Here is a 15,235-nt window from a genome sequence, read left to right as displayed (position 1 = left end):
TTCAGTTCCCCAGGTCCGCGATCTGGTCGTACCCGCCGATCTCGCGCGGGTCACGCGTCCCGGGACCGATGTACGTGGCGGACGGCCGCACCAGCCGGCCCGTGCGCTTCTGCTCCAGGATGTGGGCCGACCAGCCCGCCGTACGGGCGCAGGTGAACATCGACGTGAACATGTGCGCCGGAACCTCGGCGAAGTCCAGCACGATCGCCGCCCAGAACTCGACGTTCGTCGCCAGCACCCGGTCGGGGCGCCGCGCGTGCAGCTCCTCCAGCGCGGCCTTCTCCAGCGCCTCGGCGACCTCGAAGCGCGGCGCGGCCAGCTCCCTCGCCGTGCGCCGCAGGACGCGGGCCCTCGGGTCCTCCGCCCGGTACACCCGGTGCCCGAAGCCCATCAGTCGCTCGCCCTTGTCCAGGGCCTGCTTCACGTACGCCGACGCGTCACCGGTCCGCTCGATCTCCTCGATCATGCCGAGGACCCTGGACGGGGCGCCGCCGTGCAGCGGACCCGACATCGCGCCCACCGCACCGGACAGTGCCGCCGCCACGTCCGCGCCGGTGGAGGCGATGACGCGGGCGGTGAAGGTGGAGGCGTTCATGCCGTGCTCGGCTGCCGAGGTCCAGTAGGCGTCGACGGCCCTGACGTGCTTGGGGTCCGGCTCACCGCGCCAGCGGATCATGAAGCGTTCGACGACGGACTCCGCCTTGTCGATCTCGCTCTGCGGCACCATGGCGAGCCCCTGGCCACGGGCCGACTGCGCGACGTACGACAGGGCCATCACGGCGGCCCGCGCCAGATCGTCGCGCGCGGTCCGCTCGTCGATGTCCAGCAGCGGTTTGAGGCCCCACACGGGGGCGAGCATCGCCAGGGCGGACTGCACGTCGACCCGGATGTCACCGGAGTGCACCGGGATGGGGAACGGCTCGGCGGGCGGCAGACCGGGGTTGAACGCCCCGTCCACCAGCAGGCCCCAGACGTTGCCGAAGGAGACCTTGCCGACGAGGTCCTCGATGTCGACACCCCGGTAGCGGAGCGAGCCGCCCTCCTTGTCGGGTTCGGCGATCTCCGTTTCGAACGCGACGACTCCTTCGAGTCCGGGTACGAAAGCGGACATGGGGCGGCTCCCTCAGTTCGGCGGCTGGTTCGTGACGTCGGCTGCACGTCGGGCGCAGGCCGGCTGTGTGCCGGCTCTGCGAAGGCCACAGATCTCGGGCCTGTCCCACGATATTGGCGGGTTACCACGACGCGGGGAAGCGTGACATCCGGCACAGGGCCCCATTTCGCCGGTGGACGGTTACGGCCCCTCCCTGCCGGGCACACTCGGTCTCTGCGGCAGGATGGCCCCGTGCCCACCCCAGACTCCTCACCCTCCTCCGCTCGCACCCCTCGTCTCGATTGCACCACCGATCCGGCCGTGATGCGCGAGCACTACCGCTCCGAGGACTTCACCGAGAAGGACCTCGCCGCCGACCCGATGGACCAGTTCGCCCACTGGTTCAGCCAGGTCGCGGCGGGCGGTGTGCTCCACGAACCGAACGCGATGGTGGTCTCCACGGCGACACCCGAGGGCCGGCCGTCCTCGCGCACCGTGCTGCTCAAGCAGTACGACGACCAGGGCTTCGTCTTCTTCACGAACTACGGCTCCCGCAAGGGCCGCGAACTGGCCGCCAACCCGTACGTCTCGCTGCTCTTCCCCTGGCACCCGATGGCCCGCCAGGTCATCGTCACCGGCAGCGCGGCCCGCGTGAGCCGCGAGGAGACGGTCGCCTACTTCCGCACCCGCCCGCACGGCTCCCAGCTGGGCGCCTGGGCGAGCGAGCAGTCCACGGTGGTCGGCTCACGCACGGAGCTCGTCCACCGCTACGAGGAACTCGCGGCGCGCTACCCGGAGGGCGAGAAGGTCCCGGCGCCCCCGCACTGGGGCGGCTTCCGTGTCGTACCGGACTCGATCGAGTTCTGGCAGGGCCACGCGAACCGACTCCACGACCGCCTGCGCTACGTACGCTCCGCGGAGAACCAGGCGGCCTGGTCCGTGGAACGCCTCTGCCCGTAGCCCGCCCGCCCCGGACACGCAGAAACCCGCAGGCTCCGGTCCCTCCTCGCGGAGGGGCCGGCCGGACTTACCGGCGAGCCTGCGGGTCGGTGACTGCTTGGGATTGGGCCGGTGACCGGCCCGCACTGCAAAGAGCGCGACGAACGGGCGTCAGCCCGCAGTCACCTCACGAGTCCGAAAAGAAATCACTTCCGGCGCACCTCCCTTCTGTGTGCTTGCAGCCTAGGAACACCCGGCGAAGGCCTCAACCCATTTATTTCGGTACGCCGTTTCCCGCCGTACCCGGGCGGTCCCGGCGGGCGGGGTGAATATCCGGGAAGGGGATGTGTCCTGAGTCACGTTCGAGTTGAATGGTGAGACGTGCAGCCAACGCGAACACGTCTGCGGGGGGTACGGAGTGAGTGCTTCCAGGAGCAGCGGGACCACCGACGCCCTCGGGCCCGACGAGGACCCGGCGAGCGAGCCCCCGGAGCCGTCGGAGGCCGAGGCGACGCCCGGGGCCGAGCTGCTCGCGGCTCTGCTCGACGGGATGGACGCCGCGCTCTGCGCCTTCGACGCGGACGGCACCATCACCCACTGGAACCGTGAGGCCGAACGCATCCTCGGCTGGAGCGCCCAGGAGGCCGTGGGCCGCAGCGGATTCGCCGGCTGGGCGGTGCGCAGCGCGGACGCGGCCGATGTGCAGACCCGCCTCATGTCCGCCATGGACGCTCCCGGTCGTCAGGTCCACGAGTTCGCCCTGCTGCGCAAGGACGGAGGGCGGGTGCTCGTACGGACCCAGTCGGCCGGGGTGCGCGGCGCCGAAGGGAACGCCGCCGGGGTGTACTGCGCGTTCAGCGAGGTGCACGCGCAGATCGATCTGGAGCGGGCGATCGCGCTCAGCGAGGCGCTGTTCGAGGACGCGTCGTGGGGTGTCGTCCTCGTTGACGTCGATCTGCGCCCGACCGTCGTCAACGCCCACGCGGCCCGGGCGCTCGGCGGGGACCGCACGTCGCTGCTGGGCCGTCCGCTGGGTGAGCTGATCGTGCAGGGCGCGGAGGACCTGGAGGGTTCGCTGCACCACGTCCTGGCCGAGGGGCCGCCGCCCGCGCCCGCCGAACTGTGGGTGACGGTGCGGACCCCGGAGGGCGACCGGCGGCGCTGCTGGCGCAACGGGTTCCTGCGGCTGGCGTCACCGCTCGCGGAGGAGCCCGTTCCGCTCGGGGCCGGCTGGTTGTTCCAGGATGTGACGGCGACGAAGCGGGCCGCGCAGGAGGCGGACCGGCTGCGGTTCCGGTCGAACCAGCTGCACAGGGCCGCGGGTTCGGCGGCCGAGTGCGAGGACCCGATGGAGGCGGCGACCTCCACGCTGGACTACGCCCTCGCGGGTTTCGCCGACCACGTGGTGGTGGACCTGCTGCCGGCCGACGGCGACGCCCTCCCGGTACGTACGCTCTCGACGCCCGCCGACGGCTCGGGCCCGTGTCTGCCGGTCTCCGGCGGCTCGGCCCCGGTGCGGTACGCGACGGGGCACCCGGCCCTCCAGTCGCTGGACCGCGAGGGCTCGGTCCGGGCGAGCGCCGGACGCGCCGCCGAGTCCTGGGCGCTGGAACGCCAGTGGCCCGGCGACTCCGTCCACGCCCTGTGCGTGGTGCTGCGCAGCCGGGCCCGGACGCTGGGAGTGGTCACGTTCCTGCGCACGGCCCACCGCACCGCTTTCGAGCGCCCGGACGCGGCGTACGCGGAAACGGTGGCCGCGAGGGTCGCCGCGGCAGTGGACCTGGCCCGCTCGCTCCCCGCCCCGGGTCCCTCGGACGCCTGAGGCTCGGGAAACCGAGCCCTCTCAGCTCAGTGGCGGTAGAAGATCCGGTCGGCGTACTGCGTCATCACGCGCCCGTTCCACTCGTGCCCGCCGTCGACGTTCCCCGACCGGAGCAGCGGCGGTTCGATGCCCCGGGCCACCAGCGCCTCGGCGGCCGCCGCCATCATCGCCTGCATGACCGCACTGGTGACCACCGTGGACGCGGGCGCGAACGGTGCCTCCACGCCCGGCGCCGTCAGTTCCGCGTCGCCGATCGGGATCTTGCTGTCGAGGACGATGTCGCAGTGGTCCCGCAGGAATCCGCCCGAGGCGTGCCGGGACTTCGTGGCCTCCGCGTACGCCACCGACGTGACCCCGACCACCGTGAGCCCGAGGGCGCGCGCGTTCTGGGCCATCTCCACCGGCAGCGCGTTGCGCCCGGAGAGCGAGATGATCACGAGGAGGTCGCCCGAGCGCGCGGGGCTGGAGTCGAGCACCGCTCCGGCCAGCCCGTCCACCCGCTCCAGTGCGGAGCCCAGCGTCGCCGGCATGACGTCGACGCCCAGCGTGCCGGGCACGGCGAGGAGGTTCATCAGGGCCAGGCCGCCTGCCCGGTACACGACGTCCTGCGCGGCGAGCGAGGAGTGCCCGGCGCCGAACGCGAAGAGCCGGCCGCCGGAGGCGACCGTGTCGGCGATCGCGGCGCCCGCGGCGGCGATGCTCCCGGACTCCTCGTCGCGTACGCGTTCCAGCAGGCCGATCGCTGCGTCGAAGAACTGACCGGCCAACGTGCTGTCGCTCATCGAGGAGGGCCTTTCAGCGGGAGGGAATGTCCATGCCGCCGATCACGTTGCGGTCTGGACCAGTGGCCTGTCAATACCGCGAAGGGCCCCGTGGCGCACGCCCTTGGGCCGACGCGGCACGGTTGTCGGCGGTATGCGTCAGAATTGGCGCAGGGCCATCGCACGACGACTTCATGTCACAGCATCGAGGGGCACGTATGTCCGGACTGATCGACACCACGGAGATGTATCTCCGCACCATCCTCGAGCTCGAAGAGGAAGGCGTGGTCCCCATGCGCGCCCGGATCGCGGAACGGCTGGACCAGAGCGGTCCGACGGTCAGCCAGACGGTGGCGCGCATGGAGCGTGACGGGCTGGTCCAGGTCGCGGGCGACCGCCATCTGGAGCTGACCGAGGAGGGCCGCCGTCTCGCCACCCGCGTCATGCGCAAGCACCGGCTCGCCGAGTGTCTGCTCGTCGACGTGATCGGGCTGGAGTGGGAGCAGGTCCACGCGGAGGCGTGCCGCTGGGAGCACGTCATGAGCGAGGCGGTGGAGCGCCGGGTGCTCGAGCTGCTGAGGCACCCCACGGAGTCTCCGTACGGGAATCCGATCCCGGGCCTGGAGGAGCTGGGCGAGAAGGCCGAGGCCGACCCGTTCCTGGACGAGAACATGGTGAGCCTGTCCGAGCTGGACCCGGGCGCGGACGGCAAGACCGTGGTCGTGCGGCGGATCGGTGAGCCGATCCAGACCGACGCCCAGCTGATGTACACGCTGCGGCGTGCGGGTGTGCAGCCCGGTTCGGTGGTCAGCGTGACGGCTTCGCCGGGCGGCGTGCTGGTCGGTTCCAGCGGTGAGGCGGCCGAGCTGAACGCCGAAGTCGCCTCGCATGTTTTCGTCGCCAAGCGCTGAAGCAAGCGCTGAAGCAAGCGCTGACAGAGCGCTGACCAGGGGTTGAGCAGTCGCCGGTCAGGCGCCGGCCAGATGTGCACCGGGCGCTGACCAGGTGAGGAATGGGGCGCCGAGCGCGCCCCGAAGCGGTGGCGTGGCGGTACGGCGACGGTTCGCCGGAGGTTCGGTGACCGGACCGTAACGCCCGCTTTCTGTTTTCCGTCCGGAATTGCAGCGCCCGGACGGATCGCGTGCCAGGCTGTGGCCAGGCATATGACCTGAGGGTGCGGGCGGATCGGATCGATCCGGGCCGCACGGTCGGGGAGGGAGCAGGGAATGCGCCCGTCGTACCGGCATGTGCACCGCAAGGTGCCCGCCGCGCTCGTGGACGCCCGCGTTCTCGTACGGGCGCGAGTGGCACGCGGCCGTGCGCGCCCTGCCGCCCGTACGGCGACGCGAGCCGCCCTGCGAGGCGTCGGAACGATTCGCTCCGGAACAGGGGCGGGCCCCGGCGCTCAGCGGCGCCGGAGCCCGTCCTCCCCTTTGCCGACCTGGAGCCCCGAGCTCTCGAGGTCGGCCTCGACGGACCGTCATCCCCGAGCGGCCCGCCCCCCGCTGAAGATCTCCCCAGGGCTGACGACGCCAATCCTTGGAGGTGGTCACTCGAACGAGGGGTGTTGTGTGCCGGAACCCAGTTTTCGAATAAGAGTTCGATAGCCTGGCGTGACGCGACCACGCGGTGATCGGGAACGAGAAGAGGGGGTGCCAGGGCTATGGTGCGGCGCATCGATGTGACGGGTTACGACGGTGTACGTCTCGCGGCGTGGGAGTTCGCCGATCCGCCCAAGGAACACGCGGAGGCGGCGCGGGCGCCGGGGATCTTACTGCTGCACGGGCTGATGGGCCGGGCCGCACACTGGGCCTCCACGGCCCGCTGGCTCGCGGAACGCCACCGGGCGTTCGGACTCGATCAGCGCGGGCACGGCCGCAGCGACAAGCCGGCCGACGGCCCGTACACGCGCGACGCCTACGTCGCGGACGCCGAGGCCACGATCGAACAGCTCGGTCTGGCCCCCGTCACCCTCATCGGACACGCGATGGGCGCCCTCACCGCCTGGCAGCTCGCCGCGAAGCGCCCCGACCTCGTCCGGGCCCTGGTCGTCTGCGACATGCGGGCCTCCGCCCTCGGGGCCGCCTCCCAGCGGGAGTGGGCGGACTGGTTCAACGCCTGGCCCGTCCCCTTCGCGACCCTCTCCGACGTACGCAAGTGGTTCGGTGAGGACGATCCCTGGGTGGAGCGGCCCAACCTCGCCCGCGGCGAGTTCTTCGCCGAGGTGATGGCGGAGCGGGCCGACGGCTGGCGCCCGGTCTTCTCCCGCCGGCAGATGCTGGAATCCCGCGCGACCTGGGTCTTCGACGCCCACTGGGACGAGCTGGCCCAGGTCCGCTGCCCCACCCTGGTCCTGCGCGGCCTCGACGGCGAGCTGGGGAGGGCGGAGGCCCAGGAGATGGTCCGCGTCCTGCCGCGCGGGCAGTACGCGGAGGTCGCGGACGCCGGTCATCTCGTCCACTACGACCGGCCGGAGGGCTGGCGGGCCGCCGTGGAGCCCTTCCTGGAACAGCTCGCCGAAGACAGCCGGGAGCCGGTCTCCCCATGAGGCCTCACGCCGCCGCGGTCAGCCCTTGCTGACCGCGGCCAGGATCTCCGGGAGCCGGCGCGCCGTGCGGGGCGCGGCCAGGCGTACCCCTGTCCAGGCGATGAGCGCCCCGTACGCCGCTCCCGTCGGCAGCAGCGTCCACAGCCACCCCTGCTGATCGCTCATGTGCAGGACGATCGTCAGGGCGATCACCGGTGCGCACAGGAGCGTCGCCGACACCATGCCGCCGAGGATCGAGATCCAGGCGAGCCCCGCCTGCCCCGGCGCCACGTTCTTGAACGCGCCGTCCTGCGGGATCGAGTACGGGTACAGCGCCGAGGCCAGCGCGCCCGTCGCCAGCATCGCGCCCAGGATGGCGAAGGAGAGCCCCATCACCTCGGGCAGCGCTTCCCAGTCCCGGAGCACGGCAGCGGTCAGCGCGGTGACCAGGACCGTGTAGGGCAGCGTGATCAACAGCAACGCCAGTGCCCTCGCCCGCAGTTCGGCGTAGGCGTCCCGGGTCGAGGAGATCGTCAGGGACACCATCCAGAAGGCGGAGGTGTCCTGGCCGAACTGGTTGTACATCTGGATGCCGAGCATCCCGGCCGCGAAGCACGCGAGGTAGACCGAGCCGGTGCCCTGCAGCGCGTTGAGCAGGGGGACGATCAGGCCGACGGCCAGCGCGGTCACCCAGGTCGCCTTCGTCTTGGGGTCCCGCACGACGTACCGCAGGCTGCGCTCCATCACCGTTCCCGTGCGCCCGTCCGGCAGTAGCGCGAAGAGACCGGAGCGGCCCGTTCCGGACTTGGTGCGGGTCGGCGCGGCCGCCGCGAGCGTCGAGCCGTCCGGTGCCGTCATCAGCTTCGTCAGACTCCGCTGCCACATCCACACCAGGGCGGCCAGCGCCAGGACGGAGAGCAGGAGTTGCAGGGCGGCCCGTGCGTACGCCCCCTCCGATACGGAACTCACCGCGCCGATCGCCGAGGCGGGCGGCAGCCAGCCCACGACGTCCGCGGCCGGTTCCAGGGAGGAGAGCCCGCCGGCCCGGCCGAGCCGTTGCATACCGAAGTTCACGAACTGGAAGCCCACCGCGATCACCAGCCCGCTGAGGACCGCCAGATCGCGGCCCTTGCGGGAGGTCAGCAGCCGGACATTGGCCGTGGCGACGGATCGTGCCAGCGCGACGCAGACCAGCAGCGTCAGCGGGATCGCCACCACCCCGGTCACCGCGGCCGCCGCCCCGTGCGCCACGGAGATCACCGAGCCGAGCGCGAGGGCGAACGTGAACAGCGGCCCGATGCCGATCAGCGAGGCCACGAGCAACGCGCCGATCAGCGGGCGGGGCCGCAGCGGCAGCATCACCAGACGGCTCGGGTCGAGGGTCTCGTCACCGCTCGGGGAGAACAGCGGCATCACGGCCCAGCCGAGTGCCAGCAGCCCGGTCAGCAGCACGACGAGGGTCGTCGCCTGGGCGTTGCCGCGCAGGGCGATCAGCCCGATCACCTGGCCGACGGCCAGCAGCAGGGCGAAGACGATGGACGTGACGTACGCGGCCTTCCGGCCGGAGGACTGGCGCAGCCCGTTGCGCAGCAGCGTCAACTTGAGCCGTACGAAGACGGGGACGAGCCCCTCGGCCCGGCCGGACGGGGCGGCGGTCCCCACGGGGGCGTCGAGCACGGTCATCGGGTGCCGCCCAGCCAGTCCAGGGAGTCCCCGGTGTCACGGCCGCCCGCGCCGACCAGTTCCAGAAAGGCGTGCTGGAGGGAGGGGGCGTCGCCCCGTACCTCCGCGAGCGTGCCCTGGGCGCGGATCCGGCCCCCGACCATGACCGCCACCCAGTCGCACAGCGACTCGACGAGCTCCATCACATGGCTGGAGAAGACGACCGTCGCACCGGACCGGGTGTACCGCTCCAGTACGCCGCGAATCGTCTGTGCGGACACCGGGTCGACACCCTCGAACGGCTCGTCGAGGAAGAGCACTTCCGGGTTGTGCAGCAGCGCGGCGGCGAGCCCGATCTTCTTCCGCATACCGGTCGAGTAGTCGACGACCAGCTTGTGCTGCGCTCCCGCCAGATCCAGGACGTCGAGCAGTTGGGTGGCCCGCTTGTCCACCTCGGCCCCCGGCAGCCCGCGCAAGCGGCCCATGTACGCCAGGAGCTCACGCCCGGAGAGCCGCTCGAAGAGGCGCAGCCCTTCCGGGAGCACCCCGATCCGGGACTTCACCGCGACCGGGTCCAGCCATACGTCGTGGCCGCCGACCTCGATCTTTCCCATGTCCGGTCTGAGGAGTCCCGTCACCATCGAGAGCGTGGTGGTCTTCCCCGCTCCGTTAGGTCCCACGAGCCCGATGAACTTGCCCGCGGGCAGCTCCAGGTCGATGCCCGCGACCGCGGTCTGTTCCCCGAACCGCTTCCACAGGCCCTGGACACGGACCGCGGGCGGTGCTGTCCGCGCACCGCCCGTCTCAACCGCCCCGTCCGTCCTGACGGTTCCGTCTGTCTCGACTGTTCCGGATGTGTCCACTGCTTCTGCCTGGTCAGGCATGGCACTGCCTTTCGATGTCCCCGATTGTGGGGACCACCCTACGAAAGGCGCGCCTTGGCGTCGGCCGCCTCCCGCGCACAGGCGTATGCGAGCGGGCTGATCAGCTCTTCCGCGTCCGGCAGCCACCGGTTGGCGGGGGTGGGGCGCCGGGCCCACTGGACCGCTCCCCGCCCGCCGAGACGGGTCGGCGGACCGGCCACGTAGTGACCGTCGCCGCGGCCCACGAGATCGATGGCATCGGCGTTCCACCCGAGGTTCCGTACGAGGTCGGGGGCCTTCGCGGCGGCCCCGGGCAGCACGAAGAACAGCATCCGGCGGTCGGGGGTGCAGGTGACGGGTCCGAGGGTCAGCGCCATCCGCTCCATCCGGGCCAGCGCCAGGAAACCGGCGGACTCCGGCACGTCGATCGCGTCGAAGGTGCGCCCGGTCGGCATGAGGATCGAGGACTTCGGCTGCTTGGACCACATCCGGCGGGCCGCCGCCGCGCTGCCTGTCGCCTGGCCCGCCCAGTCCGGCCGGGTGGGATGGGCTCCCGCCGCGACGCAGTCGGTGTCCCCGCACGAGCAGCGCTCCACCCCCTCGACGGCTTCGAGCCAGGTGCCCGGGAACACGTCCCAGTGCCGCTCCTCCGCATAGCGCGCTGCGGCGTCGAGCAGCTGTTCACCTCGCTGTTGGGGGATCTGTGCGGTTTCCGTGACTCCGATGAGCTCTTCCACGAACAGCACAACTCCCGCCGCCACCTGGGGTTACGGGCGCGACGAAGCCGGTCACGGCACATCGATCCTGCATGAGGGGCGCATCGAGGCATGGACGGGGGCGCGCGTGCGGTGGCGCAGCGATGTGCGGGTAGCCACCTGAAGGACTGTGCGATGACCCGCGCCGTAAAACGGTGACGGCTCCTTCCGAATGCCGACGAATATGCGCATTTCTTGTATATGTGCCGGGCAGTGATCCCTTCACCGATCACTGCGGCCCCAGGGGGAAACATGGCAGCCAGACCTCTCGTCGCCCGCCAGCCGAACGAACGGCTCCAGACGCTCATCCAGGAAGCCGCCTGCTCCAACGCGGGCCTCGCCCGCCGCGTCAACATGGTCGGAGCCGAGCGCGGGCTCGACCTCCGCTACGACAAGACGTCCGTCGCCCGGTGGCTGCGCGGCCAGCAACCACGGGGCAGGGCACCGGGAATCATCGCCGAGGCACTCGGCCGCAAGCTCGGCCGTACGGTCACGATCGACGAGATCGGCATGGCCAACGGCAAGAACCTCGCCTCGGGCGTGGGCCTCCAGTTCGCCCCGACCGTGCTCGGCGCGATCGAACAGGTCTGCGAGCTGTGGCGCAGCGACGTGGGGCGGCGTGATCTGCTCGCCGGTACGGCGGTGGCCGCGTCCGCCCTCGTCGAGCCCAGCCGCGACTGGCTGATCTCAGGCGCCGACCCGCAGGTCGCCCGGGCCGCGGGTGCCCGCGTCGGTACGGCCGACGTGGAGGCGGTGCGGGCGATGACGGCCGCGCTCGTCGACCTGGACCACCGGTTCGGCAGCGGACATGTGCGGCCGGTCCTCGTGCACTACCTCAACAGCGTGGTGTCCGGGCTGCTTTCGGGGGCGTACCGCGAATCGGTCGGCCGGGAGCTGTTCGGCGCCGTGGCGCGGCTCACCGAACTCGCCGGATACATGGCGGTGGACACCGGGCAGCCGGGGCTCGCCCAGCGGTACTACATCCAGGCGCTGCGGCTGGCCCAGGCGGCCGGCGACCGGGCCTACGGCGGCTATGTGCTGGCCTCCTCGATGAGCCATCTCGCCGCGCAGCTCGGCAATCCGCGGGAGATCGCACAGCTGGCACGGGCCGCGCAGGAGGGTGCCCGGGGCCGGGTGACCCCGCGGGCGGAGGCGATGTTCCACGCCGCGGAGGCGCGCGGGCACGCGCTGCTGGGTGACGCCCGCACCTGCCAGGTGGTCGCGGGCCGGGCGCTGACGGCGCTGGAGCACGCGGACGGCGACAGCGGCGACGACCCGCCCTGGATCGCCCACTTCGACGCGGGCTATCTCGCGGACGAACTGGCGCACTGCCACCGCGATCTGGGGCAGGGCGAGGCGGCCGCCCGCCGGGCCACGGAGGCGCTGGCCGCGCTGCCGGAGACCAAGGCCCGGCGCAGGGGCATCGGCCTCGTGCTTCTGGCGACCGCGCAGGTGCAGATGCGGGAGGTGGAGCAGGCGTGCCGCACGGGGGCCCGGGCGGTGGAGTTGCTGGCGACGGTGCGTTCCAGCCGGGGTGCCGAGTATCTGGACGACTTCCAGCAGCGGCTCGTGCCGTACGGGGAGGAGCCCTCGGTCCGTGAGTTCGGTGCCCGGCTGGAGCTCCAGGCGGCCTGAGCGGCGGATGCGACAGGCCGTCCGCCGGTGGGATCCGCCGCGGCGGGGCGCAGGGTCCCATGTGAAGGGGTGGTGAGTGGGATCACGCGCTTGGCGGAGTACGGCAGCCACCCGATAGCGTGAGCCGACGATTCCGTAGGTTGACACGTAGGAGTCCCGGTGACGCAGAGCGGACAGGGTGACGAACAGCAGAACCCTGCTGTACGGCCCGCGCACGAAGGTGTCGTGCTGCCCGCGGAGGGTGGTGCTCCCTGGAACGCGGGCCCGCCCGCGGCAGGGCCGGCCGATCAGGCCGTCCCGGCGGGAGGACAGCCGTGGGGATCGCCCTGGGGGCCCCAGGGCGGTCAGCCGCAGCTTCCGCAGGCCCCGGCGCCCGGGCAGCCGCCGTCGGCCCAGCAGGGCGGGCAGTTGCCGCCCGCGCAGCCGTACACGGGCGGGCAGCCGCAGCCCGGTCCGTACGGGAACGCCCCGTCGCAGCCCCAGCCGGGGCCGTACCAGCAGCCGGGCCAGTACCAGCAGCCGGGCCAGTACCAGCAGGGTCCGTACGCGCCGCAGCAGGGCCAGGACCTGGGCCAGGACCTGGGCCAGGACCCGGGCCTGGGATACGGGCAGGGCCCGTACCAGGACCAGTCGCAGCCGGGTGGCGGTTATCAGGACCGGCCGCGGACCCAGCCGTACACCCAGGCCCCTGACCAGCCCCAGGCCCACCAGCAGTCCCAGCAGCACGGGCGGAACCAGTCGCAGTCCCTGCCGTACGCGCAGCCGCTGCCACCGGAAGCCGTGCCGGGGTTCGCGCCCGGGGCCGGTGGGGACGCGGACGCCACGCAGTTCATCGCGCCCGTGCCCGGCGGTGCCGGTCCCGGGGGGCTACCGCCCGAGAACCCTGCCGAGTCCACCCGGTTCCTGGGGCAGGCGGCGCCGGGTGAGTCCGACGCGACGCAGCTCATTCCCCCGGTGCCCGGCGGAGCCCCGTACGGGATCAGACCCGGTACGCCCGGTGAGCGTCCGCCGCCCGCCGAGTTCGACAACCTCTTCCGCAGCGAGGCGCCCTCGGGAGCCACGCAGCAGATGCCGCACTTCGAAGCCGCGCAGCAGCCGGGTCAGCACCAGCAGCCGCAGCCGCCACGCGGCCCTCAGGGCTACCAGTCCGGTCTCGGTGGCCTCCAGGGCGGGCAGGAGCCCGAGTACGACCGGCAGCCGCCGCGCCAGCGGTCCGCGCACGTTCCGCTGATCGCCGCGGTCGTCATCGGCTGCGCCGTCATCGGCCTGGGGGCCGGCGCGCTGATGAGCGGCGGCGACGAGGAGCCGGACGACAAGCAGCCGGTGGCATCGCAGAGTTCGGCCGCCTCGCAGCCCGGTACGGAGCCGGCGGCGGACCCCGCCGAGCCGCAGGCGAAGGCGCTCGACAAGCTGCTCGCCGACAGCAACAACAGCCGCTCGGCCGTGATCAGCGCGGTCGCGAAGATCGAGTCGTGCCAGGCGCTCGACCAGGCAGCGAAGGATCTGAGGGGAGCGGCCCAGCAGCGCCGCGACCTGGTGACCCGCCTCAAGGAAGTGAACATCGACAAGCTGCCGCAGCACGCCGCGCTGTCGTCCTCGCTGACGAAGGCATGGCAGGCTTCCGCGTCGGCCGACGACCACTACGCCGCCTGGGCCGTGCAGGCCAAGAACAGCAAGAAGGTCTGCAAGGGCGGCCGCGCCAGGTCGACCAACGAGAAGGAGCAGGCCAACGTGCGCAGCGGCGAGGCCACCACGGCCAAGCGGCAGGCGTCCACCCTGTGGAACTCCATCGCGGCGAAGTACGCGCTGACCGAGCGCGGCCCGCAGGACCTCTGACCCCGGCACGTCGGACGGCCCTGCCCGGAGACATCCGGGCAGGGCCGTCCGCGTCGAATGAGACGTCAGCTGATGCTCTGGGCGTCCGACAGGGTCTCCGAGACGTCCACGAAGCCCTTCCGGTCGGCGACGAGGCGGCCCTCGCGTACCACCTGGAACGTCACCCGTCCGTTGATGATGCGCGGGTACGAGGAGCTGCCGAGCATGTCCTTGAAGCGCCAGCGCAGCACCGGGGTGAGCCCGCCGGTGTCCACCTCGGTGCCCCGGTTGAGGCTGGCGGAGACCTTCCCGGCCGTGATCTGCGGCGCGTCGATCTTCTCGATGACCGCCCGCAGCACCGTGTAGGCGATCCAGGTGGTCTGCACGCCGGTGTCCTCCGGGTCGACCCGGTTGTCGGCGAACGCGAACTGCCGGATCACCCGCCGCATCGCGGCCCAGCGGGAGTCGTTCGAGTCCGGGTACCAGCCGGTGACGTACGCGCCCTCGAAGGGGCTGTTCCGCCCGCCCGTCCGGTCGATGAGCGGCTGGCCGACGCTGCCGAGGACGGAGGAGACGCGTACCCCGCTGCCTTCCGGTTCGAGCCGGCGGAAGGAGTCGAAGAACGTTTCGGTACGGTCGCCGAGCACCGCGGTCACACAGCCGTCGCCGGTCCTCTCCAGCGCCTGGGCGGCCTGGGCGTCGTACGAAGTGGCCTCCTCCGGCGCCAGGATGTCGAGGGACTTGGGCCGGCTGGACTCCAAGAGACTGGTGTCGAGGAGCGGAGGCATGCCGTCGCCGCTGATCGAGTCGGGCCGTACGAGGGAGACCCGCTCGCAACCGGCCGCCAGCTGCTTGCCGTTGCCCGCCAGGAGCGCCGACTGACCGCCGTTGACCGGGTAGGAGTTGTAGCTCGTGAACTCCTCGGTGGAGGCCCCGTAGCCGCCGACGTAGGGGATTCCGGCGGCCTCCAGCGGGGCCATGAACGCCTGCCCGTGCCGGCTGTACGAGCCGACCACCGCCACCGCGTCCTGTTTGACCGCCTCGCGGGCACACCTTCCCGCGCCGAGCAGGGTGTCGCCCTCGTCGCAGGTGATCACGCGCAGTTCGTGCCCGTTGATGCCGCCCTCCGCGTTGACCCAGCGGGCGTACGCCTTCGCCATGGCCGAGACCCCCGCCATCGCGTGGGGGGAGCCGCTGGGCGAGCGCTCGGGGGACCAGGTCATCACGGTCACAGGCTCCTTGGAGCCGCCGGAGGAGCCCGGGAGCACGCCGCAGCCGGAGGTGAGCAGCGCCCCGGCGACAGCCGTGGCGGTGAGGTGTCGGAAGGGGCGGAGTGGGGTGAGGCGTCGCCGTCCGGTCATGGGCA

The 15,235-nt window shown here is 72.0% G+C and carries 13 protein-coding genes; 7 read left to right on the top strand and 6 right to left on the bottom strand.

What is annotated here, in order from left to right:
* Window position 1: 1 nt before the first annotated feature.
* Window positions 2–1,111, bottom strand: a complete 1,110-nt coding sequence (locus F0344_RS14790; protein ID WP_185299231.1) for a citrate synthase 2 — start codon at window positions 1,109–1,111, stop codon at window positions 2–4.
* A 303-nt stretch (window positions 1,112–1,414) separates the two neighbouring features.
* Between F0344_RS14790 and pdxH the strand changes: the two genes are divergently transcribed.
* Entirely contained in the window at window positions 1,415–2,050 is a 636-nt protein-coding gene (gene pdxH, locus F0344_RS14785; RefSeq protein ID WP_185302695.1) for a pyridoxamine 5'-phosphate oxidase, read from the top strand.
* A 397-nt stretch (window positions 2,051–2,447) separates the two neighbouring features.
* Window positions 2,448–3,851, top strand: coding sequence for a PAS domain-containing protein (locus tag F0344_RS14780; protein ID WP_185299230.1), 1,404 nt, complete (start codon window positions 2,448–2,450; stop codon window positions 3,849–3,851).
* A gap of 26 nt (window positions 3,852–3,877) precedes the next feature.
* On the opposite strand, the gene F0344_RS14775 is transcribed toward F0344_RS14780, so the two are convergent.
* On the bottom strand, window positions 3,878–4,633 hold the full coding sequence (locus F0344_RS14775; protein WP_185299229.1) for an SIS domain-containing protein: 756 nt from the start codon (window positions 4,631–4,633) through the stop codon (window positions 3,878–3,880).
* A 197-nt stretch (window positions 4,634–4,830) separates the two neighbouring features.
* On the opposite strand from F0344_RS14775, the gene F0344_RS14770 reads away from it, so the two are divergent.
* Complete coding sequence (locus F0344_RS14770) at window positions 4,831–5,523, top strand: metal-dependent transcriptional regulator (protein ID WP_185299228.1); 693 nt, start codon at window positions 4,831–4,833, stop codon at window positions 5,521–5,523.
* 752 nt (window positions 5,524–6,275) lie between these two features.
* Complete coding sequence (locus tag F0344_RS14765; protein WP_185299227.1) at window positions 6,276–7,160, top strand: alpha/beta fold hydrolase; 885 nt, start codon at window positions 6,276–6,278, stop codon at window positions 7,158–7,160.
* A gap of 18 nt (window positions 7,161–7,178) precedes the next feature.
* Here the strand turns inward: F0344_RS14765 and F0344_RS14760 are convergent, their stop codons facing one another.
* Genes F0344_RS14760 through F0344_RS14750 form a run of 3 tightly spaced genes read right to left on the bottom strand, consistent with a single transcriptional unit; the run spans window position 7,179 to window position 10,410 of the window.
* Window positions 7,179–8,822 carry a transporter gene (locus F0344_RS14760; protein WP_185299226.1) on the bottom strand — a complete coding sequence of 548 codons (1,644 nt, stop codon included), beginning with the start codon at window positions 8,820–8,822 and terminating at the stop codon, window positions 7,179–7,181.
* Window positions 8,819–9,685: an ABC transporter ATP-binding protein gene (locus F0344_RS14755; protein WP_185299225.1), complete on the bottom strand. Its 867-nt coding sequence runs from the start codon at window positions 9,683–9,685 to the stop codon at window positions 8,819–8,821. Before F0344_RS14755 ends, F0344_RS14760 begins: the two co-directional genes overlap by 4 nt.
* Window positions 9,686–9,723: 38 nt before the next feature.
* Entirely contained in the window at window positions 9,724–10,410 is a 687-nt protein-coding gene (locus F0344_RS14750; protein ID WP_185299224.1) for a bifunctional DNA primase/polymerase, read from the bottom strand.
* On the opposite strand from F0344_RS14750, the gene F0344_RS14745 reads away from it, so the two are divergent.
* From F0344_RS14745 to F0344_RS14735, 3 genes are all read left to right on the top strand, one after another.
* Window positions 10,388–10,543 (top strand): hypothetical protein, encoded by a 156-nt coding sequence (locus tag F0344_RS14745; protein WP_185299223.1) that lies wholly within the window; start codon window positions 10,388–10,390, stop codon window positions 10,541–10,543. The two genes, F0344_RS14750 and F0344_RS14745, sit on opposite strands and share 23 nt — an antisense overlap.
* 128 nt (window positions 10,544–10,671) lie before the next feature.
* Window positions 10,672–12,054, top strand: coding sequence for a transcriptional regulator (locus F0344_RS14740; RefSeq protein WP_185299222.1), 1,383 nt, complete (start codon window positions 10,672–10,674; stop codon window positions 12,052–12,054).
* Window positions 12,055–12,282: 228 nt separating this feature from the next.
* Complete coding sequence (locus tag F0344_RS14735) at window positions 12,283–13,890, top strand: hypothetical protein (RefSeq protein ID WP_445585683.1); 1,608 nt, start codon at window positions 12,283–12,285, stop codon at window positions 13,888–13,890.
* Window positions 13,891–13,955: 65 nt separating this feature from the next.
* Here F0344_RS14735 and F0344_RS14730 read toward each other — a convergent pair whose 3' ends face one another.
* Window positions 13,956–15,230: an ABC transporter substrate-binding protein gene (locus tag F0344_RS14730; protein WP_185299220.1), complete on the bottom strand. Its 1,275-nt coding sequence runs from the start codon at window positions 15,228–15,230 to the stop codon at window positions 13,956–13,958.
* Window positions 15,231–15,235 lie beyond the last annotated feature (5 nt).

It is taken from the genome of Streptomyces finlayi, from assembly GCF_014216315.1.
In the GTDB taxonomy this organism is placed as follows: domain Bacteria; phylum Actinomycetota; class Actinomycetes; order Streptomycetales; family Streptomycetaceae; genus Streptomyces; species Streptomyces finlayi_A.
The sequence above is the reverse complement of the archived record's forward strand: the minus strand, read 5'-3'. Positions and strand labels throughout refer to the sequence as shown.

Coding starts and splice junctions, on each gene's coding strand:
- F0344_RS14775 (WP_185299229.1), bottom strand. CDS start 4,633: ATGAGCGACAGCACGTTGGCCGGTCAGTTCTTCGACGCAGCGATCGGC.
- F0344_RS14745 (WP_185299223.1), top strand. CDS start 10,388: ATGAGCTCTTCCACGAACAGCACAACTCCCGCCGCCACCTGGGGTTAC.
- F0344_RS14760 (WP_185299226.1), bottom strand. CDS start 8,822: ATGACCGTGCTCGACGCCCCCGTGGGGACCGCCGCCCCGTCCGGCCGG.
- F0344_RS14790 (WP_185299231.1), bottom strand. CDS start 1,111: ATGTCCGCTTTCGTACCCGGACTCGAAGGAGTCGTCGCGTTCGAAACG.
- F0344_RS14765 (WP_185299227.1), top strand. CDS start 6,276: ATGGTGCGGCGCATCGATGTGACGGGTTACGACGGTGTACGTCTCGCG.
- F0344_RS14730 (WP_185299220.1), bottom strand. CDS start 15,230: ATGACCGGACGGCGACGCCTCACCCCACTCCGCCCCTTCCGACACCTC.
- F0344_RS14770 (WP_185299228.1), top strand. CDS start 4,831: ATGTCCGGACTGATCGACACCACGGAGATGTATCTCCGCACCATCCTC.
- F0344_RS14755 (WP_185299225.1), bottom strand. CDS start 9,685: ATGCCTGACCAGGCAGAAGCAGTGGACACATCCGGAACAGTCGAGACA.
- pdxH (WP_185302695.1), top strand. CDS start 1,415: ATGCGCGAGCACTACCGCTCCGAGGACTTCACCGAGAAGGACCTCGCC.
- F0344_RS14740 (WP_185299222.1), top strand. CDS start 10,672: ATGGCAGCCAGACCTCTCGTCGCCCGCCAGCCGAACGAACGGCTCCAG.